Below are 25,278 nucleotides of genomic sequence, written 5' to 3'. Positions count from 1 at the left end.
CTCGCTGAAGGAGCACCCGGCGGTCGATACCGCCGCATGGCGTGCATGCTCCTCGCAAGTCACATTCAGCGAATGAACATCAGGTAGTGGTGCCGCTTGCACCGATGGCCGTCATGGAATGAGGCCCCGCAAGCCGCCGGGAGAAAAGACGATGAACGCACGAGAAGAAATCCGAGACGCGTCCACCAAGGGCATGCCGCAGGCGATACGCAAATATCAGCCCTATCCGTTGGTAGGTCTCACTGACCGCACATGGCCCAACAAGGTGATCGACAAGGCGCCTATCTGGTGCTCGGTCGATTTGCGCGACGGCAACCAGGCCCTGATCGACCCGATGGGGCATGAGCGCAAGGCGCGTATGTTCCAGTTGCTGCTCGACATGGGCTTCAGGGAAATCGAGGTCGGGTTCCCGTCGGCCTCGCAGACCGATTTCGACTTCGCTCGCTGGTGCATCGAGGAAGGCAATGTGCCCGACAATGTCGACCTGCAGGTGCTCGTGCAGTGCCGGCCGGAATTGATCACCCGCACCTTCGAGGCGCTCGAAGGCGCCAAGACGCCGATCGTGCACTTCTACAATTCGACCAGCGAATTGCAGCGCCGCGTCGTCTTCCAGAAGGACGTCGCGGGCATCAAGCAGATTGCGACCGACGCAGCCAAGATGATCTCCGACATGGCCGCGAAAGCCGGAGGCGGCTATCGCTTCCAGTACTCGCCCGAAAGCTTTACCGGCACGGAATTGGAAGTCGCTCTGGAAATCTGCAACGCGGTTGCGGAGATCATGAAGCCGACGCCTGAGAACAAGCTCATCGTCAACCTGCCGTCGACCGTGGAAATGTCGACGCCCAATGTCTATGCCGATCGCATCGAGTGGATGATCCGGCATCTCGACAACCGGGAAAACCTGATCATCTCGTTGCACCCGCACAATGACCGCGGCACCGGCATTGCGACGACCGAACTCGGCCTGATGGCCGGCGCGGACCGCGTCGAAGGCACCTTGTTCGGCAACGGTGAGCGCACCGGCAATGTCGACATCGTCACGCTGGCGCTGAACATGTTCACGCAGGGCGTCGATCCCGACCTGGATTGTTCCGACATCAACCGGATGAAGGATGTCTACGAATATTCCAATCAGCTGAAGATCCCGGAACGCCACCCCTATGTCGGCGAACTCGTCTACACGGCTTTCTCCGGTTCGCATCAGGATGCCATCAACAAGGGCATGAAGGCGATCAAGGTCGCCAACACACCCCTGTGGGAAGTGCCCTATCTGCCGATCGACCCCCAGGATGTCGGCCGCAGCTATGAAGCGATCATCCGCATCAATTCGCAGTCCGGAAAGGGCGGCATCGCCTATGTTCTGCAGGCCGACCACGGTCTCAATCTCCCGCGCAGCCTGCAGGTCGAGTTCAGCCAGGACATCCAGTCCATCACGGATGCCGAAGGCAAGGAAGTGTCGGCCAAGCGCATCTACGACCGCTTCATCGACCGTTATGTCGAACAACCCGGCGCCAGGCTGAAATTCATCGACCATCAGACCTTCCCCGATACGGAAGTGAAGGGCCGCCGCGTCGTCGAGGCCGTTATCCTCGACAGGGGCAAGGAAATGACGATCAGGGGGACGGGAACCGGCCCGATCGACGGCTTCGTCGATGCGCTCTCGCGCCATGTCGGCGTCGAGATGTCGGTGCTCGACTATTCCGAACATTCCCTGCAGCGTGGCTCGAATGCCTCGGCGGTTTCCTATGTCGAAATGGAGCATCCGGGCGGCAAGACTTTCGGCGCCGGCATCAACACCAACATCGTCGCCGCTTCGCTCGAAGCGGTTGTATCGGCGGTAAACCGCATCATCGGCTAAAAAACCGCTGATTCCCTTGATTTCACGGGTTGCCCCGGCTGGATTTTTCCAGCCGGGGTTGTAATGATTCAACCCGGGTCTTGGGGAAGCGTTTGTGTCAGAGCGCAAATGCGTGATAAAAAAATGACTTGTGCCGACTTGAAAGGTTGACACTTGCAGCATACGACGCCTGCCGCCCCCGCAGTGCGCGAAACGCTTGAGAAATTGCTGGCGAGCCAAACATTTGGACGCTCAGAGCGTGCGCGTGAGTTACTCCGTTACCTTGTAGAGCGAGAACAGGCCGGCGAAGCCAGCCGGCTGAAGGGCTTTGCGATCGCCGTAGACGTCTTCGGCAAGGATGCCGGCTTCGACCCATCCACCGACGCGGTGGTGCGCGTGCAGGCAGGCCGGCTCCGCGAGCTGCTCCAGCAATATTCGGCGACCGAGGGGGTCAACGACCCCATTCGCATCACCATCCCCCGCGGCGGCTATGTGCCCCAATATGAGGTGACTGAAACAGGCGTACCGTTCCACCAGATTACGCCCTCGCTGCAGCCACAGATTTCTCCGGCCAGCGAACACCCTTCGCCTGCCGCGCCAGCCAAGGCGCCGGCGGCCGAAGCGGATAGGCGTCAAACACCGGGATCGTCCGGCACTTTGATGATCCCGCCTCGCCATTTGCGGGCGTTTTGGGTCTTCGCCGCGATTTTTCTCGTCGTCATGGTCGTTCTGGTCATACTCCTGCTGCGACAGGCCGATGAACCCGGGCGGACGCCGGTCGCGGCGGGTGCTTCCGCCACGCCTGCCCCGGATTCCACCATCGTTGAGACGTTGGGAAAACTCCCGGCGATTTCCCTGGTCGTCGAGGGAAACACTCCGCCGGTCCAGCGCGTCGAAGCGATATTGCGTTCCGGCCTTGCCCATCTGGAGACCATCCAATTCATTGATCGGGACCCTCGTCAGGACCCGCCGCAGCAGGTCAACCCGACGTCATTTGTCTTCAATGTCAAACCCGGCACGACGGTCGGAAATGTCACGATCGAGGTCCAGAACCTGAAGACGGGCCGCATCCTGACTTCCGAAACCCTGACCTCGTTCCAGACCACCGCCTCGCAGGTGACCGATCGCGTCGCCAAGATACTGGGTGACGTGACTGGCCAGTTTGGCTCGATCTACGGCTATATCGAGCAGAACGGCTTGCAGAACGACCTCACCGCATGCGTGCTCCTCGGCAGAGCCTATGCCTCCAATCAAGGCGCCAAGAGCCATGAGGCAGCTTACCGCTGCCTGGAGAACCTGATCGCACGCGGCGAAAAGTCGGCCTTTATCTATGCGCTCCTTGCCGGCCTGGAGCTGGATGCAACCGTCTGGGCCTATCCATATCCAGCAACCTCAAGCGTGCAGCAGGCGATGGTCTTCGTGAACAAGGCCATCCAGATCGACCCCACGAGTTCCCGCGCGTTTCGCATGGCCGCCTATGCGGAGGGGGTTCTTGGGAATTCACAGGAACGGGTTCGCTGGGCAAAGAAGGCTTACGACGCCGCCCCTTACGATCTGAGGACCATGTACCACTATGGCTGGGCCCTTGTGATGGCGGGCTCGTATAGCGAAGGAACGGCACTTCTGGCGCGCGGCCTCGACCTTGCCGATCCGCATGGCAAATGGCTCGACTACGCGCTGTTCCAGGGCGCCTTCATGACGGGCAATCCGGAGCTGCAGAGACGGGCCGCCCTGGCGCTGGCGGCCGTGGAGCCGCTGCCCGAATATCTCTTGGCGCAACTGATCGTTGCCAGGCACAATGGCAACAAGGCGGAAGTGGCGCGCCTGCTGACCGAGATCAAAGACAAGTTTCCCACATTCGCGGAAGATCCACGCGCGACATTCGTCAAGAACCACTATCCGGACGATCTGAGCGAGAAGCTGGTGCAGGCTTTCAAGACGGCCTCCCTGGAATATGCCAGCATGGTGGCCTCGCCCACCGTACCGCCGACGCCCTCCGTTGCCGTGCCCGTGCCAGGCCTGGAGGATTTGCCGACCGTCTATCTGGTGAACACGGAGAGCAGCACCGCCTCGGAACGTGTGATTGCAGCCCTGCGTGATGGCTTGTCCCGCTTCGACACCCTGGAATTTGTCAGGAAAGAGGTCCCGTCGAAACCGACGCCAACCAGTTTTTCCTTCCACGTGCAGCCCGGTCCGACAACGGGCAGTGTGACGGTCGAATTGCAGAACCTGGCAACCGGGCGTGTCCTGTCGGTACGGAAACTGGAAGCGTTCGACGCAACGGCGTCGCAGATCGACAACAGCGTCGGCAACATACTGGCCGAAACGGCGTCGGTGCCCGGTACGATCTACAGCTATCTCCAGCAGGTCGGGCTCCAGCGGGGGCTGACGCGATGCCTGCTGCTTAGCAACTCCGCCAGGGTCCACCCCCAGCTGGAATCGTTCAAAAACGCCTATCAGTGTTTGGAAATGATCGAGCGCAACGGGGCCAAATCCACCCTCGTCTATGCCGAATTGAGCAATCTGATACTGAATTCGCTGATTTGGGATTTTCGCTACCCGGAAGACGCAACGGTGGAAAAGGCGGCAACGCTTGCCCAACATGCCGTGGAAATCGACCCCGACAGTTCCCAGGCCTATGGGGCAAAGGCGTTCGTCGCGAGCAGGCTGGGTGATCGGGAAGGCACGGTCAAATGGGCCAAGATGGCCTACGATCTCAATCCATACGATCTGGCAACCGCGGCTAACTATGGCTCGGCCCTGTTTTTCAAGCGCGACTACAAGAACGGCATGGCTCTGCTGACCCGGGCAATCGATGGCTCCGGCGCAGTTCACCCGGCATGGTGGGACTACAAGCTGTTCTGTGGCGCGTTCATGCTGGGGGACCAGCAGATCGCCACGCGTGCAGCGCTTTCCCTGACCGCGGCTGGCGCGGACGCCCGCTTCCTGGCGGCACGGCTGATCGTCGCTTCCCAATCCGACGACCGCCGCAAGGCCAGTGCGTTGTTGGATCAAATACGGACGAAGTTTCCCGACTTTGCGGCCAATCCCCGCAGCATGCTGGAAGAATGGAAATTCGTGCCGGAGGAAATGACCGACAAGCTCGTCAGCGCGCTGGAAAATGCCGGTCTCGGCCGGGCCACTGCATCGGCGAACCCGCCGGCGCACTCCGATGCCAATATCGGCGTCGGACCTGAAGACCTGCCGATCGCCTATGTCGTTTCAAAAAAGGCCGATCCGGCCACCGAGCAGGTTGCCGCTGCCCTGCGGGCGGGACTTTCCCGTTTCGAGACCGTCAATTTCATCGGCCGCGATCCGGCTGACGATCGCAACAAGGCCGCCGACGCGACGAGTTTTGTCTTCAACATCACGCCCGGGCCAGGCACGGGCTGGGTAACCGTGGAACTGCAGAACCTGCAGACAGGCACCGTGGCATTGTCCCGCACAATCGCGGTTTCGGACACGACAAGCGCACAGATCGAACCCCAGATCGGTAAGATCCTAGGGGACACAACTCCAGTTTCCGGCCTCATCTATACATTTCTGGAGCGCAACGGTTTTGCCAAAGGCCTCACCGCCTGCCTCATCCTGGAGAACGCCTTCGAGCTGGAAGCCAATGCCAAGGTTCACGAAAAGGCATATCGTTGTTTCGAGGCCTTGGCCGCCAATCACGCCAAATCGTCCATGGTGTATTCGAGCCTCTCGACGTTGACGACGACCGGCCTGATCTGGCGCTACGCCTACCCGCTGAATTCCTCGCTCGACAAGGCGGGCGAGTTCGCGCAACGCGCCATCCAGGCCAACCCGTCGAGCCCACGCGCCTACAATGCGAAAGCTTACATCTCCAACCGGCTGGGCATCTGGACCGATACGGTGCAGTGGACGTCGAAGGCCTATCAGATGAACCCCTACGACCCGCAGGCAATCGCATCTTATGCCTATGCGCTGATTTTCAGCGGCGACTACGTCAAGGGCACCTCGACCATGATCCAGGCGATCGACGCTGCGGATGGAGCCCACGCAGCCTGGTGGGACTACGGACTTTTCGCCGGAGCCTATATGCAAGGAGACAAGGAACTGGCGGCGAAAGCGATCAGTCCGATCGCGACCGCGGCCCCCAACCCGCTTTTCCTCACCAGCCGATTGGTGATAGCCAGTGAGGTGGGCAACCAGCAAATGGTGAACGACATCATCGGCCAGTTGAATGCGAACTTCCCCGCTTTTGTCGCCAACCCGCGAGCGACATTCACCAAGCGGAACTATCCCCCTGGAATGGTGGAAAAATTCATCCAGGGGCTTCGAACGGCGGGACTAAGCGGCGCTACTTGAGGAGCCCATGAGCCTCTTCGCAAACATCCAGGGAACCGGACCGGAAACCATCGTGCTGCTGCACGGGGTTGGCGGTTCGCATGCCGTTTGGGCCGATATCGTGCCCCAGCTTGCAACCGAGGCGGGATTGATCGCCTATGACCTTCCCGGCCATGGCGCCTCGCTCGAGGCCGAAAGCGCGCGCTCGCCAAAACGCATGGCGGAAGCGATCCTGGCCGATCTGGTTGAACGCGGCATCGGCCGCGCCCATCTCGTCGGCCACTCGATGGGCGGTGCAATCGCCACGCTGATCGCGCTGGCCGACCCGGACCGCTTCGCGTCGCTGACCCTGCTTGCGCCCGGCGGCTACGGGGAAGAGATCGACGCCGACCTGTTGCGCCGATTTGCGGCCGCCGAAGACCCGGATGAAATTCGCGCCTGCCTGGCCGCTATGTCAGGCCCGGGCCATATTGTCTCCGACAGGATCGTTGCCGACGCCATGGCAATGCGCGCACGCCCCGGCCAGTTGAAGAAGCTCAGAGAGATCGTCGCGACAATCGCCAAGGGCGGTCGGCAAGGTGTCATTCCGGCCGACCTGCTGGCGAAATTGACCATGCCCGTCGCGGTCGCCTGGGGCGTTCTGGACAGCGTTCTTCCCGTCAGCCAGGCCGATACCCTGCCCGACCGTTTCGACCTGCACCTGGTGCCGGTCGCCGGCCACATGCTGCCCGACGAGGCTCCCGGCCTCATCGTCGAATTGCTGCGGGGGATAATCAGGAACAGCGTCTGATCCTGCCGACACGATTGCCGTGAGTGCAAAGCGACAAGGTTTGTGTTAACCGGTGATTAACCAAACCGTGAGGCAAGGCAATGCCGGAAACAGGCGAAACCGTGACCCCGTTGAACCAGGCGCGCAGGCTCTCCGACGCTGTCCGCGACGTGAAGAACGCACTGGCCGATCGTGACGATGTCGTCGTCGACATGCGCGAGGCGCACCGCATGCGGCTCGAACTGCTGGCTGCGGAACTGGCGCCCATCTTCGCCGAGGTGCCTGCCGACGTCGATTATTTCGATTTCGCGCTCTCTTCCGGTCTGCAGCCAAGGCTGTGGATCGATGCCGTCAGCCATGTCGCGATGGGCCGGGACCGCCGCTGCTACCGCTTCCTGAAGGACACCCGTGTCGGTCGTGTTGTGCTGGCTGAATCCACCGATATGAAGGCAGTCGCCGACCAGGTGACACGTTACGTCGCCGAGCGCATGGTCGAGCGCCAGCGCCTGCTGGAAGGTGGAGTCGAGCCGGCAAGCGGGTTGATCCGACCGTCAGCGGCGGAAGCCGAACCACCGTTGCGAGCCGTCGTTCACCCCTCGCGCGGTCGCTCGTTCCTTGGCGGGCTCGGCCTTGTCCTTACCGGAGCTGTTGTTGGTCTCGCCATCTCCGCCGCCCTGTTCTGGGAACGCGTCGTAGCATTGATCGACAGCGTCAAGCCGTAGATTTTTCCGGCTCCGCGCCCAACTCCATTGTCAGCAGTTCCGCTGGCGTCAGCGCAGGCCCGGTCAAGCCACGCCGCGACAGTTTTATCCGCCAGCCGCTGTCCACCCTGCCGATGTCGAGCAGATTGTATTGCGCCGCCGGGTGCCGGCCACCAAGCCCCTGCCCCGCTGCGGCCACACCCACGACCGGTACTTTGTGGACGCGTCCAATCCAGTAGAGCGTCGGATCGTGCGAATGACCATGCAGCACGAGATCGGCACCGTGTTCCCTGACGATGGCCTGGAACCGCTTGATACCGAACAGGCGCTTGTGCTGGGCGAGAGCACCGCGCACGGGCGGGTGGTGGATAAGGATCACTCGACACAGATCGCGCCGGCCCGTTTCCTCCAGAAGCCGCGCCAGCCGCGCACCCTGCTGCTCTTCGAAAAAGCCGTTGGCCATGAACGGCGCCGTCGCACGCGCCGTCGACACGCCGATCAGCGCGATCTCGCCACGCACCCTGAGATAGGGAAAACTATGGCGATCGACGGCATGATTGGCACCGTCTCCGCACATCCATGGCGCCCAGGCCCGACAGGCCTTGTCGAAAGCGCCCGGCACATAAGCGTCGTGATTGCCGGGAACCACGGAGACGTCATGCGGGGCGCCAAGCGTTTCCAGCCACAACCGGGCCATCTCGATCTCGCCGTCCAGCGCCAGATTGACCAGATCGCCGGTCACGGCAATGTGGTCGACATCGCTTGCCTTGATGTCCGTAACCAGCGTGTCGATGATGGCGTCGTGCATGGTGCGGCGGCGGTTGCGCTGCCAATTGACATAACCCAGCACACGCTTGGACGCGAGGTCGCGATAGGTTACACCGGGCAACGGTCCGAGATGAGCGTCGGAAATATGCGCAAGCCTGTACATCATGTCTTCTTAAGCGAGCAGCCGCCGGCAATCCACCCGTGGTTTCTCATGCCATGAGCGGCACGGACCCGGAAATGCCGTTTCGCCAGACCGGCTGGCCGGGCGTGAGGGCAAGGCTCTTCCATATGCTCTTCCTGCTGAAGCGGCCGATGACGCTTGGCGCGCGCGGGCTGATCCACGATCGCGCCAGCAATTCAGTCTTCCTGATCCGCCATACCTACGTGCCTGGCTGGCAGTTGCCGGGCGGCGGCGTGGAGAAGGGCGAAACCATGGAACAGGCGCTGACACGCGAGCTCGCCGAAGAAGGCAACATCGCCCTTGCCGGGCCACCGGTGCTGAAATCCATCCACCTCAACGCCGTTTCGAGCCCACGCGACCATGTCGGCTTCTACCTGGTCGAAGCCTTCCAGCAGACGGCACCAAAACGGCCCGACTTCGAGATCGCCGAGGCCGGCTTCTTCCCGCTCGACCGTTTGCCCGAGGGCACGACGCCGGCGACGCTGAAGCGCATCGCCGAAGTCTTCGACGACGCGCCGGTTTCGCCTTACTGGTAAGTCAGCGAGCCTTCCGGAAGCGGCTCCGATCGTGTGGGGCCAGATAATCAAGCTGCGGCCCTACCGGCACGATGCCGGTTGGATTGATGGTGAGATGGCTGGCGTAATAATGCGCCTTGATGTGCTGCATGTTGACCGTCGGGGCCACGCCCGGCACCTGATAGAGCTCGCGCAGATAGTTCGACAGGTTTGGATAGTCGGCGATGCGGCGCAGATTGCATTTGAAATGGCCGACATAGACGGGGTCGAAGCGAACCAGTGTCGTGAACAGCCGCCAATCCGCCTCGGTAATACGATCTCCGACCAGATAGCGCTGATGCGAAAGCCTGTTCTCCAGCTGGTCGAGCGTGGCGAACAGTTCACCGAACGCTTCTTCGTATGCGGCCTGCGTGGTGGCGAAGCCGGCACGATAGACGCCGTTGTTGACGGCCCGATAGATGTCCGCGTTAACGGCATCGATCTCGGCGCGCAGCGCCTGGGGATAAAAATCGACTGTCGCGTCCCCCCATTCGTCAAAGGCCGAATTCAGCATGCGGATGATCTCGGAAGATTCGTTGGAAACGATGGTCTCTTCCTTCCGATCCCATAAAACCGGCACGGTGACGCGGCCGCTATAGGTTGGGTCAGCCTTTGTGTAGACCTGATGCAGGAAATCGAGCCCATAGAGCGTGTCGCCGGTCGCGCCGTCCGCGACGCGGAAGGTCCAGCCGTTCTCGCCCATGAAATGATGCACGACCGAGACTGAAATGATGCCTTCGAGCTTTTTCAAGGCGCGGAAGATGAGCGTGCGGTGAGCCCACGGACAGGCCAGTGAAACGTAGAGGTGGTAACGTCCCGGTTCCGCTTTGAACCCGCGGGATCGCCCTTCGGCCGGCTTGCCGTCGACGGTCACCCAGTCACGCCATTGCGATTGGGTGCGCTCGAACTTGCCGCCGCTTTGTTTGGTGTCGTACCAGCGGTCCTGCCATTTGCCGTCGACCAGCAATCCCATGATGGCTTTCCTTGTTTCAATTCACTCCCATTTAGGGCAGGCGCGCCGGCTCCGAAACGCCGCCTGGCTGAACACACCGTCAAATGCTGGCGCAACACCGGCAAAAACGCCGATTGCGATGCGCAACATTTGATGCTAGCGGACAATTCCATGTTCGACTTCTTTGCAACGATCCGGTTCGACCGACGACGAAAGAGCGCCCACGCTTGATGAAGCGCGGACTGGCGAACGCCGCCGTCTGACGCACTCTTTCCTCGTATACCGGAACGCAAAGACCATGAGCCTTGCCGACGTGATTTATCTGCCGGAAACCCCGGCGCACGACGCCGAAATCGAATCCATCAACGAAGAAGCTTTCGGACCCGGCCGGTTCACCCGCGCCGCCTACAAGATCCGTGAAGGCGGCCCGCACCAGCGCAGCCTGTCTTTCGTCGCTGTCGACGGCGGAACCGTCATCGCCTCCGTGCGCATGACACACATCGTCGCCGGCGACGGCTCGGCGCTGCTTTTGGGGCCGCTTGCGGTGCGGCCTGCCTATAAGAACCTGGGTATCGGCCGCAAGCTGGTGGCGATGGCGCTCGAAGCCGCGACCAAGGATGGCTGGCCCTCGGTGGTCCTGGTTGGCGACGAGCCTTATTACGGCCCCCTCGGCTTCAAGCGTATCCCGCGCGGACAGCTTTCGATGCCGAGACCAGTCGATCTCGACCGGCTGTTGGCGCACGAAATCCAGCCGGGGGCGGTGGCCAAGCTGACGGGCATGGTCCAGCACGCCGATCAGGTGGGCGTCGCCGAACCGGCCTGACGCGACTGCAACATCAACCATCGTACCGGCCTGTTGCAGCATCGCGACCGGCCCCGTAGCATGCCTGTAACACGGAGGAGCATTCATGAACCCAAATGGCCAGATCGCGATCGTGACCGGCGGCGGTTCGGGCCTTGGTGAGGCGACGGCTCGCGCGCTTGCGGCCAAGGGCGCCAGGGTTGCGCTCTTCGACGTCGGCATCGACCGCGCCGACAAGGTTGCAGCCGAAATCGGCGGTATCGCGGTCAAATGCGATGTCAGCAGCGCCGAAAACGGTGCGGCAGCTGTCGCTGAAGTGGCGAAGACGCTCGGCGAACCGCGCATTCTCATCAACTGTGCCGGTATCGCCATCGGCGTGAAGACGGTCGGCAAGGATGGCCCGCATCCACTCGACCAGTATCGCAAGGTGATCGAAGTCAACCTGATCGGCACCTTCAACATGATCCGACTTGTCGCCGATCGCACCGCCAAACTCGAGCCGCTGACCGGTGCCGAGCGCGGCGTCATCGTCAACACAGCCTCGGTCGCGGCCTATGACGGGCAGATCGGGCAGGCCGCGTATTCGGCATCCAAGGGTGGCGTTGTCGGCATGACCTTGCCGGTTGCGCGCGACCTCGCCCGTTCCGGTATCCGCGTCTGCACCATCGCGCCCGGCATCTTCAAAACGCCGATGATGGCCGGCATGCCGCAGGAAGTGCAGGATTCGCTGGGCGCGGCGGTCCCCTTCCCGTCGCGGCTCGGCGAGCCGTCGGAATATGCGGCCCTGGCCTTGCATATCGTCGAGAACCAGATGTTGAACGGCGAGACCATTCGCCTCGACGGCGCCATCCGCATGGCACCGAAATAGCCGTTTCGATGGGAGAGGCCGCGCGACAGGGCGACAAAAGCGGGCCGCTGGCCGGCCTCACCGTAATCGAGATGGCCGGCATCGGTCCGGTGCCGCTCGCAGCTCTAATGCTCTCGGAAATGGGCGCGAACGTGCTTCGCATCGTAAGAAGCGGGCCGAACTGGCAGTTTATTCCGCTGGCGCCGGAATACGATCTCGACAGCCATGGCCGCGCCATCCTCGCACTCGACCTGAAACGGCGCGAATGCGCGGAACTGCTGCTGCGCCTGGCTGAGAAGGCCGATGTGCTGATGGAAGGGTTTCGCCCCGGCGTGATGGAACGCCTTGGGCTTGGGCCGGCCGAGACGCTGGCGCGCAATCCGGCGCTCATTTATGGCCGCATGACCGGCTTTGGGCAGGATGGGCCACTCGCCGAGCGCGCCGGCCACGACATTACCTATCTCGCTTATTCCGGCATTCTTCACGCCATAGGCCATCAAGATGGGAGGCCGGTGCCGCCCCTCAATCTGGTCGGCGACTATGCCGGCGGGTCGATGATGCTGATCGCAGGCGTGCTCGCAGCGCTTTTCCACCGCTCCAGAAGCGGCCAAGGACAGGTGGTGGACGCGGCAATGGTCGAAGGTGCGTCGCTGTTGACCGCGCCTTTGCACGCGATGATGGCGGGCGGCCTGTGGCAAGACCAGCGCGGCGCAAACCTGCTCGATTCCGGTACCCCTTTCTACGACACCTACGAGACCGCCGATGGGCACCACATCGCGATTGGGTGCCTGGAACCGCAATTCTTCGCCGAATTCGCCCGGCTGCTGCCGCTCGACCAGCGTTTCGTGTCCGGCCAGTACGATCGAAAGCTTTGGCCGCAGATGCGCGAGACCATAACCCTGCGCGTGCGGGAGAAAACACGCGACGAATGGGACCTGGTCTTTTCCGGGACGGACGCCTGCGTGGCGCCGGTGCTCTCGTTCGCCGAGGCCAGGAACCACGAGCACAACCGCGCACGCGGAGCCTTTGTCGATATCGGCGGCTTTAGCCGGCCGGCACCCGCGCCACGGTTTTCAACGACGCCGTCATCGGCGAGTACGCCATCGAGCGAAGCTGATCGCGACACGGCCGCCATCCTGACCCGGTTCGGTATCGGCCAGGACGAGATGGAAGCTCTTGTCAAAGCGGGTATCGCCGGCCAATAACTGGACCATAACATTCAGCTTATTGTGGTGAGTTTCGTGGAACAACAGAAGAAAGATGTCCTCAGGGAAACCGACGCGCAGTCGATTCGTCTGGCCAAGACATTGCTGCGCACGGCCCGCTTCGGCGCCCTCGCCGTGCTCGATCCGGCGACCGGTGCGCCACTGGCCAGCCGTGTCGGTGTCGCCACCGACATGGATGGAACGCCAATCATCCTGATTTCCATGCTGGCCGCCCACACCGGATCCCTCATTGCCGATCCCCGCTGCTCGCTGCTGGTGGGCGAGCCCGGTAAGGGCGATGCGCTCGCCCATCCGCGCATGACGCTGGCGTGTCGGGCAACGCGCCTGGAGCGTGGGACCGAAGATCAGGCCCGGGCCGAACGGCGGTATCTCAACCGCAATCCCAAAGCCAAGCTCTATGTCGGGCTGGGAGATTTCTCTTTCTTCCGGCTTGAGGTGGAGCGCGCTTCGCTCAACGGCGGTTTTGGCAAGGCCTATCTGCTCGAACGGACGGACCTCATCGCCGACAACGCGATCAACGCAGCCTTGGCCGACAGCGAACAGTCGGCGCTTGACCACATGAACACCGAACATCTCGACGCGATTGCCATCTATGCCCATCACTACGCCAAGGCCGCGGGCGACGGCTGGGTGCTGACCGGTTTCGACGCCGAGGGTATGGACCTTGTCTCGGGTGATCTGACGGAACGTGTCTTCTTTCCGAAGCCGCTGGCAACCCAGCAGGACCTGCGCATGACCCTGGTGGAAATGGCCAAGGCCGGGCGGGCTGCCGGACAGACACAGGAATGACAGGCGCGACGGAACTCGCCGAACGACCGCCAAGTGGTCTGCACCACTTTGCGATTCCAATGCTCTTCCTGATTGCAAGTGACTGCAAATTTAGGGTACTATGAATTAAGCCATTGCCCCCATGGCGCCTGAGACGAAGAGATATGGGGCAACGATGCTTTCAGAAAACTTGATCAGCGACACCGAAACCGCCGCCGCTTTTCTCACCCTGATGGGCAATGAGAAGAGGCTCGCCATCATGAGCCATCTCGTCGATGACGAGTTGACGGTGGGGACCATCGCCGAAAAAGTCGATCTCAGCCAATCGGCCCTTTCGCAGCATCTGGCGAAGCTGCGCGCCTTTGGCCTGGTGCAGACCCGCCGCGATCGGCAGATGATCTACTATTCCTGCCGTTCTGAAGCGGTTCGCCAACTTCTGGCAACGCTCGGCGCCATCTTCTCCGGCAGCTCGGAACCCAAACAGCCGACACGTGTGAACAACACCACGCGCTGAACACGGCCAGTGCTTGTCCTCACGCCTGCCATGGCAGGGCCATTGGACAGCGCCTAAAGCCGGGCAGAAAATCTTCCGACGGTGACAGCTTCCGCAAACGACGAGCCACGACTATAGCGTCTGGTGCGTCGAGGCAGGCTCAATCTGCTTCCTGTGATGCGGCACGTTGTGGAGCCTGTCTGGGCCATCATGCAAATCGTCAATATCGACGACCCGAACGATCCACGGGTTGCCCCCTATCAAGACATCCGCGAGCGCGATCTTGTCGGTCGTCAGGGACGCTTCATCGCCGAGGGCAAGGTGGTGCTCGACGTGCTGCTCAGCACCGCGCGTTTTCCGGTCGAGTCCATCCTGGTGCTGGAAAACCGGCTGACTGGCCTCGACGCTGTCATCGCCAAGGCACCGCCTGGCCTGCCGATCTACGTTGCGAGCCGCTCGGTGATGGACAGCATCGCCGGCTTTCCGATGCATCGCGGCATCCTGGCGGTCGGTCGCCGGCGCGAACTGCAGGGCGCCGAACACCTGCTCGACACGTTGCCGGAATGCGCCTTGATCGTCGTGCTCGTCGGCATCTCCAACCATGACAATCTGGGCTCGATATTCCGCAACGCCGCCGCCTTCGGCGCCGATGCCGTTTTTCTGGACACAACCTGCTGCGATCCGCTCTACCGCAAGGCGATCCGCGTTTCTGTTGGCGCCGCGCTCAAGGTCCCTTTTGCGAGTTTTCCCGATCCAGTGCATTTGATGGCCGAGCTCGTGGCCAAGGGGTTCGACTGTCTCGCCCTTTCGCCAAACGGCGATAGCGAAATGCGCGATGTCAGGCCGGCGAAGCGATCAGCGCTTTTTTTCGGAACGGAAGGCGAAGGCCTGCCGCCGCCCCTTTTGGCCCGGATGCAGACATTGCGCATCGGCATGGTCAGGGATTTCGACAGTTTGAATGTCGCAGCGGCCTCCGCGGTGGCGTTGCACCACTTTTCCGCAGGACGCTTCTGAAGAGGCTCCGCTGCGGCACCCGCACATCCAGCCGAACCGACCCGTCAGAAACGGACTAACTGGGCGACGTCGTTTTCTGCAGCGCCTGCACGCGCTCCGCGATGCTGCGCATTGCCGTGCCATCTTCACGACCGGAGCTGGTTTCAGCGGTTGCCAGCACCTTGGCCACTTCGGAATTCGGCCCTTCCAGCGCCGCGGCAAGGCTGACGACCTCGGCCGCAAGGTCCTGCATCTGCTCGCGCAATTGCGCCCCTTCGCGCTGTTCCTTGCCGTTGCCGCCGCTCTTTCCGGCATCGAAGGCCGAGAGCCCCGCCCGCAATCTCTTGTTCTCGCGAGCAAGCGTCGCAAGCCGCGCTTCCAGCCGTTCGCGGTCGTTGTTGAGTTTGGCAACGACCTTTTCGGTGTCAACTCCACCGACACCGGTGAACAAGGGAGACAGTTGCGCCGCTGTCCGCTCCGCGTCGCGGCGTGGCTCACCACCGGCACCAGCGCCGGGCTCCCGATTGGCAGCCTCGAGCTGCACACCGTTCTTCTTCATGTCCTCACGAAGCCTCGTTAGTTCCCGATCGCGCCGATCCAGCGTTTCGTCGCGATCGGCGAGTGTCGACAGCAGGCGCTCCAGCTTCTTTTCCCGGTCGGCGAGTTTCTTCTTCTCGTTCGACAGCGCCTCGACCGCGGCCTTGCCTTCCGTCGCGATTTCCTGATGCCGCTTCTCGACTTCCTTGCGCTGCGCTCGCAGAACGGAAACGTCGTTGTTCAGTTTTTCGATCTCGGATTCGCGCGCCACCAGTTCGATCTGGCGGTTCGAGGAAGAGAAGCTGGCCTCTTCATACATGCGTCCGAGCTTTTCGATCTCTTCGGCTTTCTGCGCGATCGTCCGTTCGACCTCGGTCACCCGGGCTGTAAGGCGCGCGATCTCGGCGTCGCGTTGTTGCAGCTTGTCCTGCAAGTCGCCGCCAACTGCCCCCATCGCCGAAATGGTCTGATCTTTCCGCGCACCTTCGCCAGCCAGTTGCTTCAGCTCATCGCGGACCCGATTGATTTCGATGAACTGGACATTGCTTTTGTCCTTGAGCGCCTTGGCCTCCATCTCCAGGCGGCGCGCGGTCACCGCAAATTCGGCGCGCAACCTGTCCTTGTCCGCCTGGATCTCGGTGGTCGTGAGCGGCATCGCCGCCTCGACGCGCCGCTTGGTCAACACGCCGGCACGCCGCCAAGCCGCCGGCGCAACCAGCACGACCAGGAAACCGGCTACCAGGAAGCCTAGGAGAAAGAACAGGATCGACTGAACCAAGAGGGCCTATCCGTTGGGTTCGGCGGCGAAGCCGCGCGAGCAGAACATTGCCATGTCCTTATATTCGAAATCCAGTGTTTCGGCGGATTGTCGGGCTGCTCCCCCCACAATCCACCGAACCACCATAACTTTGCAGCTCAGAACGGGTTCCAGGTCGGCTGCTGGGTCAGTTTCAGATAGCCCAGATTGACGCCCAGCCGCGCGCCGACGCCGGTGCGAATCGGCACCAAGAGCACATTCCCGGCCTTGAGCACGTTGAAGCCGAGACCGGCAATGACATAGGCCGAGCCGGCGACACCGGCGAAACGGTTGTAAAGATTGCCGACGTCGTCGAGGTTGTAGACCAGCACCATGACGCGCGAGCCCTGCCCGCCGAAATCCCAGCCGAGCGATGGGCCCTGCCAGTAGACCTTATGGTCGCCGGCGTTCTTGGTGTAGAGCTTGCCTTCGCCATAGGTCAGACCGCCGACAAAGGCACCTGATCCTTCCTCGCCAAGCACATAGCCATTCGGCAAGCCATAGGTGGAGAAGATTTTCTCGACGACCGTGGCCAGCCCACCTGACGTTTCGCCAAAGAACTTATGGCCCGAATCGACGATTTCCTGGGACGTATACTGCTGAGCATACGAAGCCTGGAGCGAAAGGGTGAAAAAGCCCATCAGGGCGATCGTCAGAGCGAGGACGCGGGAGACGCGCCAATCGCGAAATCGGGAATGCATGCTTCCAATCTCCGTCTGGGAGCACCTTCGCCGACGCCTCGCACCCTCGCGACTCTCATCGGCCGCTTCCGGTGCCATTCCCTGGCAAACTATGCCGTAATCGTTTTTCAACCATTAAGCTCTCACATGATGATGGCGGTTCGAAGGCCGGTCGGAACCGTTTCTTCCGACGAGGTCGGCGCGACGCGCTCTTCGACGCCGACCTGTCTCCCGGATTTGTTGCTCCAACCGAATGCGCCGTATATCCAGATGGAACTGGGGGAGAGCGTGATTCGCACGGCGGGCAACGGTCCGTCCGAACTTGCTTCATTTCTCGAGGTTTCCATGGCTGACCTTTTCACGCTTACCCCCGCCGAACTCGCTGCGCTTCTTTGCAGCAAGGTCTGCCACGACATCATCTCGCCCGTCGGTGCCATCAACAACGGCCTGGAACTCTTGGACGAAGGCGGTGCCGACGAAGACGCCATGAACCTGATCCGGCAGAGCGCGCGCAACGCCTCGGCCCGGCTGCAATTCGCCCGCATCGCATTCGGCGCCGCCGGTTCCGCCGGCATGCTGATCGACACCGGCGATGCGGAAGCGGTGACGATTGCCTTCCTCAAGAATGAAAAGCCGGAGCTGACCTGGTCGGGCACCCGCGCCCTGCTGCCCAAGAACAAGGTCAAGCTTCTGCTCAACCTCGTGCTGGTCGCCAATGCCGCCATTCCGCGCGGCGGCAGGCTCTCCGTGATCCTCGACGAATTCGAGGAGCAGCCGCGCTTCACCTTGACCGTGAGCGGCCCGATGCTGCGCGTGCCTCCGAAGTTTCTCGAGCTCCACTCCGGTAACCGTCCGGACGAGCCGATCGACGCGCATTCGGTCCAGCCTTATTACACGCTGCTTCTCGCACGCGAGGCCGGCATGACGATCACCATCCGCGCTACCGCCGAAGAGATTGCTCTGGTCGCGATCTGACCCGATCCATATGCAGGCAACGGCATCGCCCGTTCCGAAAAACGGAACAGGGCTTGCCGGCATTTGTGCCGGCGGCGCGATGCAACGGGTGTCGTGCAAATTTTAAATATTGCTTTTTCGGCTTCTTAAACGCCGTCGTTTAGGATCGGCGCTGTTAGGGATGGCCTGCCTGCGGGCGGGAATGGGGACATACAATGAAACGCTGCATGTTCGTCGATAAGTCGAGCGTCATTCGCAAGGTGGCCAGGCGAATCCTCAGCGGCGAAGGCATGTTCGTGGCGGAAGCCGCGACCGGGGCGGCGGCCATCGATCTGTGCGCGACCGAGATGCCCGACATCATCGTGGTTGATTCGTCATTGCCGGACATGCAACTGACCGAATTCATCGGCCATATCCGTTCGTTCGGCACTGCCGCCATGCCTCTGATCATCGTGCTTCTGGTTGAGCTCGATCTCGGCGCGATTATGCGTGCAAAGCGCGCTGGCGCGCACGGTTATCTACTGAAGCCCTTCAATCGCGTGCAGCTGCTCGACCGCTTTCGTGCCATGCAGACGCAGGGCGCCTCACCCGCGCAACAAAAAACCCGGCGCGCGCCGGGTCTTTCGATGACCGACTACGAAAAAGGTCAGGCGCTTTCGCGCATGTCCTCCGGTTCGCGCAGCACGTAGCCGCGTCCCCAAACCGTTTCGATGTAATTCTGGCCGCCCGAGGCAGCGTCGAGCTTCTTGCGCAGCTTGCAGATGAAGACGTCGATGATCTTCAGTTCAGGCTCGTCCATGCCACCATAGAGGTGGTTGAGGAACATTTCCTTGGTGAGCGTGGTGCCCTTGCGCAGCGAGAGCAGCTCCAGCATCTGATATTCCTTGCCGGTCAGATGCACGCGCTGGCTGCTGACTTCGACAGTCTTGGCGTCGAGATTGACCACCAGTTCGCCCGTTGCGATGACCGACTGGGCATGGCCCTTCGAGCGACGCACGATGGCATGAATGCGGGCGACCAGTTCGTCCTTGTGGAACGGCTTGGTCATGTAGTCGTCGGCGCCGAAGCCGAGACCGCGAACCTTGTCCTCGATACCGGCCATGCCGGAGAGGATCAGGATCGGCGTCTTGACCTTGGACAGGCGCAGCGTGCGCAGCACCTCGTAACCCGACATGTCTGGCAGGTTCAGATCAAGGAGAATGATGTCGTAGTCATAAAGCTTGCCAAGATCGACGCCCTCTTCCCCGAGATCCGTCGTATAGACATTGAAGCTTTCGGACTTCAGCATCAGTTCGATGCTCTGAGCGGTTGCACTGTCGTCTTCTATCAGCAGAACGCGCATTTCATTCCCCTTTTCTGCTGCCGGACCATTTTCACGACCCGTCCGGGACCGGAGCAGTGATTGCCTAAGCCGAAGCTGCCATTGAATGGTTAACAAAACCTAATTTCGCACCGAAAGCGATACCAGATTTTTTAACCCCTTTCCACACACACTTGAATCCAATGATGAATCATCGAGCCAAATCCTGAATCGGCACATTAAGAAAGCACCGTAACCGACTCTATGGACTCACCTCTTGTGTCCTGCAGCCATGCCGAAATTTTTACCGGGCCTTAAGGCCTGACCCGTATGATTAACAATGCCCGTAAACGAATGGTTACCGTTTGGAAGAATCTTTAGGATTTTGTTTTCCATAGCGGTCCGAAAACCGGGGGAATACGGGTGCGATATCACCCTCGCAAGGCCAGCGAGGCGATAGTGCAGTGTGCGTTGGTAGGAGTACCGAATCATGAAGTCACGCGAGAACCTCGTTCGACTGAAGCAATTTCAGGTGAATGAGAAACGGCGGCAGCTTCTTCAGCTCGACATGATGATCGCTGAGTTCGAACGCATGGCCGGTGAGCTGGAATTCCAGATCACCGCCGAAGAGAAAAAAGCCGGCATCACCGACATCAATCACTTCGCTTACCCGACCTTCGCAAAGGCGGCGCGGCTACGGCGCGACAATCTGAGAAATTCGCAGGCGGATCTCGCGCAACAGCGCAGCGCAGCCGAATCACAGCTTTCGGAAGCGGAAACCGAGCTTTCCAAGGCCGAGATGTTGGAATCACGTGATTCGCGTGCACGTGAGACCGAAATCGGCGGCCGCAGCGCCATGATCGGTTAAAAGCGCTGATCGTCGACTATCCTGGTCGATAGACCGATCAGGCCTACGCGACTTCCCTGCCCCTTTCGGCGATCAGACGCGCATTCCTGATTTCCGGCACATGCCGCTCAGACCAGGAACGGATCTGGTCGAGCAGCCCGGCAAGATCTTGCCCCAGCGCAGTCAGCTCATATTCGACATGCGGCGGGATCACCGGGAACACCTGGCGCCGCACAAGACCGTCGCGTTCGAGAACGCGCAACGTCTGCGTCAGCATCTTCGGGGTGATACCTTCCAGCTTGCGCGCCAATTCGCCGTTGCGCATGCGCCCATGGCGCAACGCGCTGACGGTCAGATAGACCCATTTGCTGGACAGCATTTCGAGCACGGCATGCGACGGACAGGTTCGCCGAAACGCATCGTAGCCATAGGGTTCGCAGGTACTATCCATGAGGTGCCTATATATCAAAATAGTGCATACTAGACAATGGGTAGCAACTATCTTTTCTATAGTGTCATCCAAATCAAAGGAGACACTCCATGCAAGCCATCAGCCAGACCAGTGTCGGCGGTCCCGAAATCCTTACCCTGGTAACGCGCCCGGTCCCAACTCCAGGTGCCGGGGACGTTCTCGTCCGGGTCCGCGCCGCCGGCGTCAACCCGGTCGATATTGCTGTGCGCGCAGGCTGGTACCCCTTGCTCGGTGAACCGCCCTATACCATAGGCTGGGACATTTCCGGCATTGTCGAACAGATCGGTCCCGGTGTGACTGATTTCGCGATCGGCGACGAGGTCTTCGGCATGCCGCGGTTTCCCAAGGAAGCGGCTGCCTATGCCGAGTTCGTCATCGCCCCGGCTTCCGAGCTTTCATTCAAGCCGAAGAAGATCGACCATGCTCACGCCGGAGGCTTGCCACTCGCTGGTCTGACTGCATGGCAGGCCTTGGTCGGTGCCGGCAATATCAAGCATGGCCAACGCGTGCTGATCCACGCCGCGGCCGGCGGTGTTGGCCATCTGGCGGTTCAGATCGCCAAGGCACGCGGCGCTCATGTCGTGGCGACCACAAGTCCGGCCAAGGTGGATTTCGTTCGCAGCCTCGGCGCCGACGAGGTGATCGATTACACCACCACCGATTTTGCCGATGTCGCCAACGACATCGATCTCGTTCTGGAAACGATCGGCGGCGAGAACGCCGAACGCTCGCTCAAGACCTTGAAGRGCAATGGCACGCTGATCTCGCTCATCGGCATCTCCGACAAGGCCAAGGCCACGGCGAAGGAACTGGGTATCCGCAACGAACACATCTCGGTCGTGCCGGATCGCGAGGCGCTGGAAGAATTGTCCCGCCTGATCGAGGCAGGCAAGCTCGCCGTTCAGATGGCGAAGACATTCCCACTGGCGCAGGCGGGTGCCGCCCATACGTTCCTTGGTACCAAGCCGGCAGGAAAGGTCGTGCTGACCATGTGACGCCAAAGCAAGGCTAAACGACAAAAAGGCGCGGAACCCGCGCCTTTTTTGATGTCGAGAATCGGCTGCTCAGTGCCGGTATTGCTGAATGCGCGTGGTGCGCAGCCCGGCCAGGCCATATTCGTCGATGGATGCTTGCCAGGAAAGGAATTCTTCGGTGGTGAGCTTGTAGCGCTGACAGGCTTCGTCGAGGCTGAGCAATCCGCCCCGCACCGCAGCAACCACTTCCGCCTTGCGCCGAATGACCCAGCGACGCGTGTTCGTTGGCGGCAGATCGGCAATTGTAAGCGGGCTGCCGTCAGGCCCGATAACATATTTGACTCGCGGTCTAACCAGATCGGTCATCGTACTCTCTACTGAAAACTCACAGAACCAATCCCTGCCACAGTACCGCCACAGCTTTAAAAATTGCCTAAGCGGTTGCTCATGGATAAGTAATGTTCGTGAACGTCACGTTAGGCTTTCTGTAAGCTTTTGATACAATTGCCCGACGCTTCGGATGAGATGCGCGTGGGGCTCCCGGCTTGTGCTGGCGCGCCCGGACCGCATGCCCTATATAGGCTGGACTGCCCGTTTTGCGGCTGGCTTGCGGAATAGACATGATGAACAGCCTGGACCTTCCCGGACGTCCCGAAAACACGCGCGTCGTCGTTGCCATGTCTGGCGGCGTCGATTCCTCCGTGGTGGCGGGATTGTTGAAACGCGAAGGCTACGATGTCGTCGGCGTCACGCTGCAGCTTTACGACCACGGCGCGGCAACCCATCGCGCCGGTTCCTGCTGTGCCGGCCAGGACATCGACGATGCGCGGCGCGTTTCCGAAACGCTCGGCATCCCCCACTACGTGCTCGATTATGAGGAACGTTTCCGCAAGGCTGTGATCGATCCCTTCGCGGAGAGTTACGTTGCCGGCGAAACGCCGATCCCCTGCGTCTCCTGCAACCAGACCGTGAAGTTCGCCGACCTTTTGGCGACCGCGCAGGACCTCGGCGCCGACGCGCTGGCGACCGGTCACTATATTCGTTCGAAGGCCAATGGCGCGCACCGCTCCCTCTACCGGCCGGTCGACGCCGATCGCGACCAGAGCTATTTCCTGTTTGCCACCACACAGGCGCAGATCGACTATCTTCGCTTCCCGCTCGGCGGCTTGCCGAAGCCCGAGGTTCGGGCGATGGCCGAAGAAATGGGGCTGGTGGTTGCCACCAAGCAGGACAGCCAGGACATCTGCTTTGTGCCGCAGGGCAAATATTCCGACATCATCGCCAAGTTGAAGCCGACGGCCGCCAATCCGGGCGACATCGTCCATATCGACGGCCGCGTGCTTGGGCGCCATGAGGGCATCCTGCGCTATACGATCGGCCAGCGCCGCGGCATCGGCATCGCCTCCGGCGAGCCGCTTTACGTCGTGCATCTCGATGCCGATCGCTCGCGCGTCATCGTCGGCCCGCGCGAAGCGTTGGAAACCCACAAGATCTATCTGCGCTCGATGAATTGGCTTGGCGACGGCGGGCTGGCCGATATTCCCGCCGGTGGGCTCGAACTCTTCGCCAAGGTCCGCTCGACACGACCGCCCCGCCCCGCCGTCCTGCATCACCGCAACGGCAGCACCTGGGTCGAGCTCGCCGACGGCGAATCCGGCATCGCGCCGGGTCAGGCCTGCGTGCTCTATTCCGACGATGGCAATGAAGCGCGCGTCTTCGGTGGCGGTTTCATCGAGCGGTCGGAGCGCGGCGCCGAGGCGGAAGCCATGTTGAGCAAGCTGGCCGCAAGACCTTCCAACATCGCCGCCGAATAGCAGCGCCGGCCTTTCGGTTCAGCTGACCTCAGCCGGCATTGCCGTCGTGAACCACGGTGCCGGCGGTCAGGATGCGCAGGACCTGGATCGCTTCCTCGCCATTGGTGCGCGGCTCCGACCGGGTCTCGATGCAGTGGATGAAGTGTTCAAGCTCGCGCGTCAGCGGCATGCCCTGCTCGATTTCGACATAGGACGGCTCGTTCATGGTGAAGGCCCATTGGCCGCTGTCCTGCCACACCGAGTGCCGGTAGACGGCCAGCTTTCGCTCCCACGGCTCGACATCGTCAAACACCGCCATCGCCTTGGTGCCGACGACGGTAAGCCGCCGTTCGCGATAAGGATTGAGCCGCGATGCGAACAGATGGCTTCTTAGATCGTTCGGAAAGCGCATGTGCACATGCGCGAAATCGCTGAGATGGTCGAGAAGCGCGGCCCCTTCCCCACGCACCTCGAGCGGTGCCGTACCGGTGATCGCCAGGATCATCGAGAGGTCGTGCGGCGCGAGATCCCATAAAGCGTCATTCTCGGTATGGAATTTGCCGAGGCCAAGCCTGTGCGAATGAATATAGCGGATGTCGCCGAGTTCGCCTTCGTCGACCAGCGCCTTCAACTTCTCGAAGGCGGGATGGAAGCGCAACACATGGCCGACCATGAAAACGCGGTGATTGTCCTTCGCCGCCTGCACCGCGCGCTCGGCGTCGGGCACGGTGAGCGCGATCGGCTTTTCGACCAGCACGTCCTTGCCGGCTTCGACAGCGCGGATCGACAGGTTGGCATGGAACTGCGGTGGCAACGCCATGACGATGGCGTCGACATCATCCCGCGAAAACAGGTCGTCGGGCGCGATCGCCAGGCAATCCTGTTCGCTGGCAAAGCCTTCGGCACGGGCAAGATTGAGGTCCGAGACCGCGTGAAGTGCGCCCAGCCCTTTCAGCGTCCGGATATGGTTGCTGCCCCAGTACCCGCACCCGAGGACTGCAATACGCGGTTTCATCAAATAGGAACTCAAGCATTTCGCGCGAAAATCGTCGACTGAGACATAGCGGTGCACCTCGCCGAACTCAACCCCACCACCAATCGCCGCAGACGCCGGGGACCTGTTATGCCGTCTTTTCAGATGCTTCCGCTGTTTTGCGAGGCACTGGCGATCCCGCCTTCCCACAAGTCAGCGCCGCACCCGCATTTGCCGGGCCAACTTGCACGTCTGCGTGCTTGACAGGATTGGTACCGCCACCTTATATCCGCGCGACCTTGGCGCTGGCCGGACGATCCGCTTCGAAAGCGGCTACGGTGAGGCGCCGACCCAGTGGCGGGGTAGCTCAGTTGGTTAGAGCACGGGAATCATAATCCTGGGGTCGGGGGTTCAAGTCCCTCTCCCGCTACCAAAATTCTTAAATAAAATTAGATAGTTATCGACAGATGGCTAGGCCGGAGCTTGTTAGTTCCCTATCTCTTCATCGCGCCACACCACTCCTACACCATTTTCAAAATGGCTCAGCTATAGCTACGACGGTCAACAAAGTTGGCCTTCTTGAAGACTAAGCAGCCGTCGAAAGCGGAAGTGCCATCCCTGAAACCCACGGCTGCCCGTTCCTTGGCCCATCGATCTGCGAGTCTTTTCGAGTGCCTTATCGACGGGCGGCGATGCCAGGGGATACCGTGCATCGCAGCAGGAAAACGAGAAGAGCGGCCGATAGCGCCATGG

General features: G+C 61.2%; 23 protein-coding genes, 1 tRNA gene and 1 pseudogene. 17 read left to right on the top strand and 8 right to left on the bottom strand.

What is annotated here, in order from left to right:
- The first annotated feature begins 151 nt into the window (after positions 1 to 151).
- The 4 genes from leuA (at position 152) to AB4136_RS07265 (ending at position 7,636) form a co-directional block, all read left to right on the top strand.
- Positions 152 to 1,858, top strand: a complete 1,707-nt coding sequence (leuA, locus tag AB4136_RS07280) for a 2-isopropylmalate synthase (RefSeq protein WP_051504763.1) — start codon at positions 152 to 154, stop codon at positions 1,856 to 1,858.
- A 153-nt stretch (positions 1,859 to 2,011) separates the two neighbouring features.
- Positions 2,012 to 6,166, top strand: coding sequence for a hypothetical protein (locus AB4136_RS07275; RefSeq protein ID WP_024925577.1), 4,155 nt, complete (start codon positions 2,012 to 2,014; stop codon positions 6,164 to 6,166).
- 7 nt (positions 6,167 to 6,173) lie between these two features.
- Positions 6,174 to 6,935 carry an alpha/beta fold hydrolase gene (locus tag AB4136_RS07270; protein ID WP_024925578.1) on the top strand — a complete coding sequence of 254 codons (762 nt, stop codon included), beginning with the start codon at positions 6,174 to 6,176 and terminating at the stop codon, positions 6,933 to 6,935.
- 80 nt (positions 6,936 to 7,015) lie between these two features.
- Complete coding sequence (locus AB4136_RS07265; protein WP_024925579.1) at positions 7,016 to 7,636, top strand: hypothetical protein; 621 nt, start codon at positions 7,016 to 7,018, stop codon at positions 7,634 to 7,636.
- Here the strand turns inward: AB4136_RS07265 and AB4136_RS07260 are convergent.
- Entirely contained in the window at positions 7,626 to 8,546 is a 921-nt protein-coding gene (locus tag AB4136_RS07260; RefSeq protein ID WP_024925580.1) for a metallophosphoesterase family protein, read from the bottom strand. The genes AB4136_RS07265 and AB4136_RS07260 overlap by 11 nt on opposite strands.
- A 53-nt stretch (positions 8,547 to 8,599) precedes the next feature.
- On the opposite strand from AB4136_RS07260, the gene AB4136_RS07255 reads away from it, so the two are divergent.
- Positions 8,600 to 9,100: an NUDIX domain-containing protein gene (locus AB4136_RS07255; RefSeq protein WP_024925581.1), complete on the top strand. Its 501-nt coding sequence runs from the start codon at positions 8,600 to 8,602 to the stop codon at positions 9,098 to 9,100.
- Position 9,101: 1 nt separating this feature from the next.
- On the opposite strand, the gene AB4136_RS07250 is transcribed toward AB4136_RS07255, so the two are convergent.
- Positions 9,102 to 10,091: a glutathione S-transferase family protein gene (locus AB4136_RS07250; RefSeq protein WP_024925582.1), complete on the bottom strand. Its 990-nt coding sequence runs from the start codon at positions 10,089 to 10,091 to the stop codon at positions 9,102 to 9,104.
- Between the two features lie 277 nt (positions 10,092 to 10,368).
- Between AB4136_RS07250 and AB4136_RS07245 the strand changes: the two genes are divergently transcribed.
- The 6 genes from AB4136_RS07245 (at position 10,369) to AB4136_RS07220 (ending at position 15,220) form a co-directional block, all read left to right on the top strand.
- Positions 10,369 to 10,893: a GNAT family N-acetyltransferase gene (locus AB4136_RS07245; protein ID WP_024925583.1), complete on the top strand. Its 525-nt coding sequence runs from the start codon at positions 10,369 to 10,371 to the stop codon at positions 10,891 to 10,893.
- Between the two features lie 85 nt (positions 10,894 to 10,978).
- Positions 10,979 to 11,740: a 3-hydroxyacyl-CoA dehydrogenase gene (locus tag AB4136_RS07240; RefSeq protein WP_024925584.1), complete on the top strand. Its 762-nt coding sequence runs from the start codon at positions 10,979 to 10,981 to the stop codon at positions 11,738 to 11,740.
- An 8-nt stretch (positions 11,741 to 11,748) separates the two neighbouring features.
- Entirely contained in the window at positions 11,749 to 12,924 is a 1,176-nt protein-coding gene (locus AB4136_RS07235) for a CaiB/BaiF CoA transferase family protein (RefSeq protein ID WP_024925585.1), read from the top strand.
- A 36-nt stretch (positions 12,925 to 12,960) separates the two neighbouring features.
- On the top strand, positions 12,961 to 13,734 hold the full coding sequence (locus tag AB4136_RS07230) for a HugZ family pyridoxamine 5'-phosphate oxidase (RefSeq protein WP_024925586.1): 774 nt from the start codon (positions 12,961 to 12,963) through the stop codon (positions 13,732 to 13,734).
- 154 nt (positions 13,735 to 13,888) lie between these two features.
- Entirely contained in the window at positions 13,889 to 14,227 is a 339-nt protein-coding gene (locus tag AB4136_RS07225) for an ArsR/SmtB family transcription factor (protein ID WP_024925587.1), read from the top strand.
- Between the two features lie 189 nt (positions 14,228 to 14,416).
- Positions 14,417 to 15,220: a TrmH family RNA methyltransferase gene (locus tag AB4136_RS07220; protein ID WP_024925588.1), complete on the top strand. Its 804-nt coding sequence runs from the start codon at positions 14,417 to 14,419 to the stop codon at positions 15,218 to 15,220.
- Positions 15,221 to 15,275: 55 nt separating this feature from the next.
- On the opposite strand, the gene AB4136_RS07215 is transcribed toward AB4136_RS07220, so the two are convergent.
- Both AB4136_RS07215 and AB4136_RS07210 read right to left on the bottom strand, forming a co-directional pair.
- The gene (locus tag AB4136_RS07215; protein ID WP_024925589.1) at positions 15,276 to 16,514 is read right to left on the bottom strand and encodes a hypothetical protein; all 1,239 of its coding nucleotides are present in this window, start codon (positions 16,512 to 16,514) and stop codon (positions 15,276 to 15,278) included.
- A gap of 137 nt (positions 16,515 to 16,651) precedes the next feature.
- Positions 16,652 to 17,173 carry a DUF1134 domain-containing protein gene (locus AB4136_RS07210; protein WP_244431141.1) on the bottom strand — a complete coding sequence of 174 codons (522 nt, stop codon included), beginning with the start codon at positions 17,171 to 17,173 and terminating at the stop codon, positions 16,652 to 16,654.
- A gap of 384 nt (positions 17,174 to 17,557) precedes the next feature.
- Here AB4136_RS07210 and chpT point away from each other — a divergent pair, with 384 nt between their 5' ends.
- Together chpT and AB4136_RS07200 are read left to right on the top strand one after the other, a co-directional pair.
- A complete protein-coding gene (chpT, locus tag AB4136_RS07205; protein WP_024925591.1) occupies positions 17,558 to 18,187 on the top strand; it encodes a histidine phosphotransferase ChpT in 630 nt (209 codons plus the stop codon).
- Positions 18,188 to 18,381: 194 nt separating this feature from the next.
- Positions 18,382 to 18,738 (top strand): annotated as a pseudogene (locus tag AB4136_RS07200) (response regulator); the annotation flags it as partial.
- A 74-nt stretch (positions 18,739 to 18,812) separates the two neighbouring features.
- Here AB4136_RS07200 and ctrA read toward each other — a convergent pair.
- Positions 18,813 to 19,508, bottom strand: a complete 696-nt coding sequence (gene ctrA / locus AB4136_RS07195; protein ID WP_024925593.1) for a response regulator transcription factor CtrA — start codon at positions 19,506 to 19,508, stop codon at positions 18,813 to 18,815.
- A 448-nt stretch (positions 19,509 to 19,956) separates the two neighbouring features.
- Here ctrA and AB4136_RS07190 point away from each other — a divergent pair, with 448 nt between their 5' ends.
- Positions 19,957 to 20,334: a flagellar export protein FliJ gene (locus AB4136_RS07190; protein WP_024925594.1), complete on the top strand. Its 378-nt coding sequence runs from the start codon at positions 19,957 to 19,959 to the stop codon at positions 20,332 to 20,334.
- Positions 20,335 to 20,377: 43 nt separating this feature from the next.
- Here the strand turns inward: AB4136_RS07190 and AB4136_RS07185 are convergent, their stop codons facing one another.
- Positions 20,378 to 20,764 (bottom strand): winged helix-turn-helix transcriptional regulator, encoded by a 387-nt coding sequence (locus AB4136_RS07185; RefSeq protein ID WP_024925595.1) that lies wholly within the window; start codon positions 20,762 to 20,764, stop codon positions 20,378 to 20,380.
- An 89-nt stretch (positions 20,765 to 20,853) separates the two neighbouring features.
- Between AB4136_RS07185 and AB4136_RS07180 the strand changes: the two genes are divergently transcribed.
- Positions 20,854 to 21,780, top strand: coding sequence for an NADP-dependent oxidoreductase (locus tag AB4136_RS07180; RefSeq protein ID WP_441930925.1), 927 nt, complete (start codon positions 20,854 to 20,856; stop codon positions 21,778 to 21,780).
- Between the two features lie 69 nt (positions 21,781 to 21,849).
- Here the strand turns inward: AB4136_RS07180 and sciP are convergent, their stop codons facing one another.
- Complete coding sequence (sciP, locus tag AB4136_RS07175) at positions 21,850 to 22,125, bottom strand: CtrA inhibitor SciP (RefSeq protein WP_013529904.1); 276 nt, start codon at positions 22,123 to 22,125, stop codon at positions 21,850 to 21,852.
- A 257-nt stretch (positions 22,126 to 22,382) separates the two neighbouring features.
- Between sciP and mnmA the strand changes: the two genes are divergently transcribed.
- Positions 22,383 to 23,573, top strand: coding sequence for a tRNA 2-thiouridine(34) synthase MnmA (gene mnmA / locus AB4136_RS07170; protein ID WP_024925597.1), 1,191 nt, complete (start codon positions 22,383 to 22,385; stop codon positions 23,571 to 23,573).
- Positions 23,574 to 23,601: 28 nt separating this feature from the next.
- On the opposite strand, the gene AB4136_RS07165 is transcribed toward mnmA, so the two are convergent.
- Positions 23,602 to 24,567 (bottom strand): Gfo/Idh/MocA family protein, encoded by a 966-nt coding sequence (locus tag AB4136_RS07165; protein WP_024925598.1) that lies wholly within the window; start codon positions 24,565 to 24,567, stop codon positions 23,602 to 23,604.
- A gap of 314 nt (positions 24,568 to 24,881) precedes the next feature.
- Here AB4136_RS07165 and AB4136_RS07160 point away from each other — a divergent pair.
- Positions 24,882 to 24,958 (top strand) — tRNA-Met (locus AB4136_RS07160).
- Positions 24,959 to 25,278: the final 320 nt, after the last annotated feature.

This window comes from Mesorhizobium sp. 2RAF21 (assembly GCF_052115345.1).
Taxonomy (GTDB): domain Bacteria; phylum Pseudomonadota; class Alphaproteobacteria; order Rhizobiales; family Rhizobiaceae; genus Mesorhizobium; species Mesorhizobium terrae.
Note: the sequence above shows the minus strand (reverse complement) of the source record. Positions and strands in the feature narration are given on the sequence as shown.

What these genes read in the sequence shown, in the direction of transcription:
- AB4136_RS07240 (WP_024925584.1), top strand. Translation starts at nt 10,979, where the DNA reads ATGAACCCAAATGGCCAGATCGCGATCGTGACCGGCGGCGGTTCGGGC.
- AB4136_RS07165 (WP_024925598.1), bottom strand. Translation starts at nt 24,567, where the DNA reads ATGAAACCGCGTATTGCAGTCCTCGGGTGCGGGTACTGGGGCAGCAAC.
- AB4136_RS07245 (WP_024925583.1), top strand. Translation starts at nt 10,369, where the DNA reads ATGAGCCTTGCCGACGTGATTTATCTGCCGGAAACCCCGGCGCACGAC.
- AB4136_RS07255 (WP_024925581.1), top strand. Translation starts at nt 8,600, where the DNA reads ATGAGCGGCACGGACCCGGAAATGCCGTTTCGCCAGACCGGCTGGCCG.
- AB4136_RS07250 (WP_024925582.1), bottom strand. Translation starts at nt 10,091, where the DNA reads ATGGGATTGCTGGTCGACGGCAAATGGCAGGACCGCTGGTACGACACC.
- AB4136_RS07265 (WP_024925579.1), top strand. Translation starts at nt 7,016, where the DNA reads ATGCCGGAAACAGGCGAAACCGTGACCCCGTTGAACCAGGCGCGCAGG.
- AB4136_RS07220 (WP_024925588.1), top strand. Translation starts at nt 14,417, where the DNA reads ATGCAAATCGTCAATATCGACGACCCGAACGATCCACGGGTTGCCCCC.
- AB4136_RS07260 (WP_024925580.1), bottom strand. Translation starts at nt 8,546, where the DNA reads ATGTACAGGCTTGCGCATATTTCCGACGCTCATCTCGGACCGTTGCCC.
- mnmA (WP_024925597.1), top strand. Translation starts at nt 22,383, where the DNA reads ATGAACAGCCTGGACCTTCCCGGACGTCCCGAAAACACGCGCGTCGTC.
- AB4136_RS07270 (WP_024925578.1), top strand. Translation starts at nt 6,174, where the DNA reads ATGAGCCTCTTCGCAAACATCCAGGGAACCGGACCGGAAACCATCGTG.
- ctrA (WP_024925593.1), bottom strand. Translation starts at nt 19,508, where the DNA reads ATGCGCGTTCTGCTGATAGAAGACGACAGTGCAACCGCTCAGAGCATC.
- chpT (WP_024925591.1), top strand. Translation starts at nt 17,558, where the DNA reads ATGGCTGACCTTTTCACGCTTACCCCCGCCGAACTCGCTGCGCTTCTT.
- AB4136_RS07185 (WP_024925595.1), bottom strand. Translation starts at nt 20,764, where the DNA reads ATGGATAGTACCTGCGAACCCTATGGCTACGATGCGTTTCGGCGAACC.
- AB4136_RS07235 (WP_024925585.1), top strand. Translation starts at nt 11,749, where the DNA reads ATGGGAGAGGCCGCGCGACAGGGCGACAAAAGCGGGCCGCTGGCCGGC.
- leuA (WP_051504763.1), top strand. Translation starts at nt 152, where the DNA reads ATGAACGCACGAGAAGAAATCCGAGACGCGTCCACCAAGGGCATGCCG.
- sciP (WP_013529904.1), bottom strand. Translation starts at nt 22,125, where the DNA reads ATGACCGATCTGGTTAGACCGCGAGTCAAATATGTTATCGGGCCTGAC.
- AB4136_RS07210 (WP_244431141.1), bottom strand. Translation starts at nt 17,173, where the DNA reads ATGGGCTTTTTCACCCTTTCGCTCCAGGCTTCGTATGCTCAGCAGTAT.
- AB4136_RS07225 (WP_024925587.1), top strand. Translation starts at nt 13,889, where the DNA reads ATGCTTTCAGAAAACTTGATCAGCGACACCGAAACCGCCGCCGCTTTT.
- AB4136_RS07190 (WP_024925594.1), top strand. Translation starts at nt 19,957, where the DNA reads ATGAAGTCACGCGAGAACCTCGTTCGACTGAAGCAATTTCAGGTGAAT.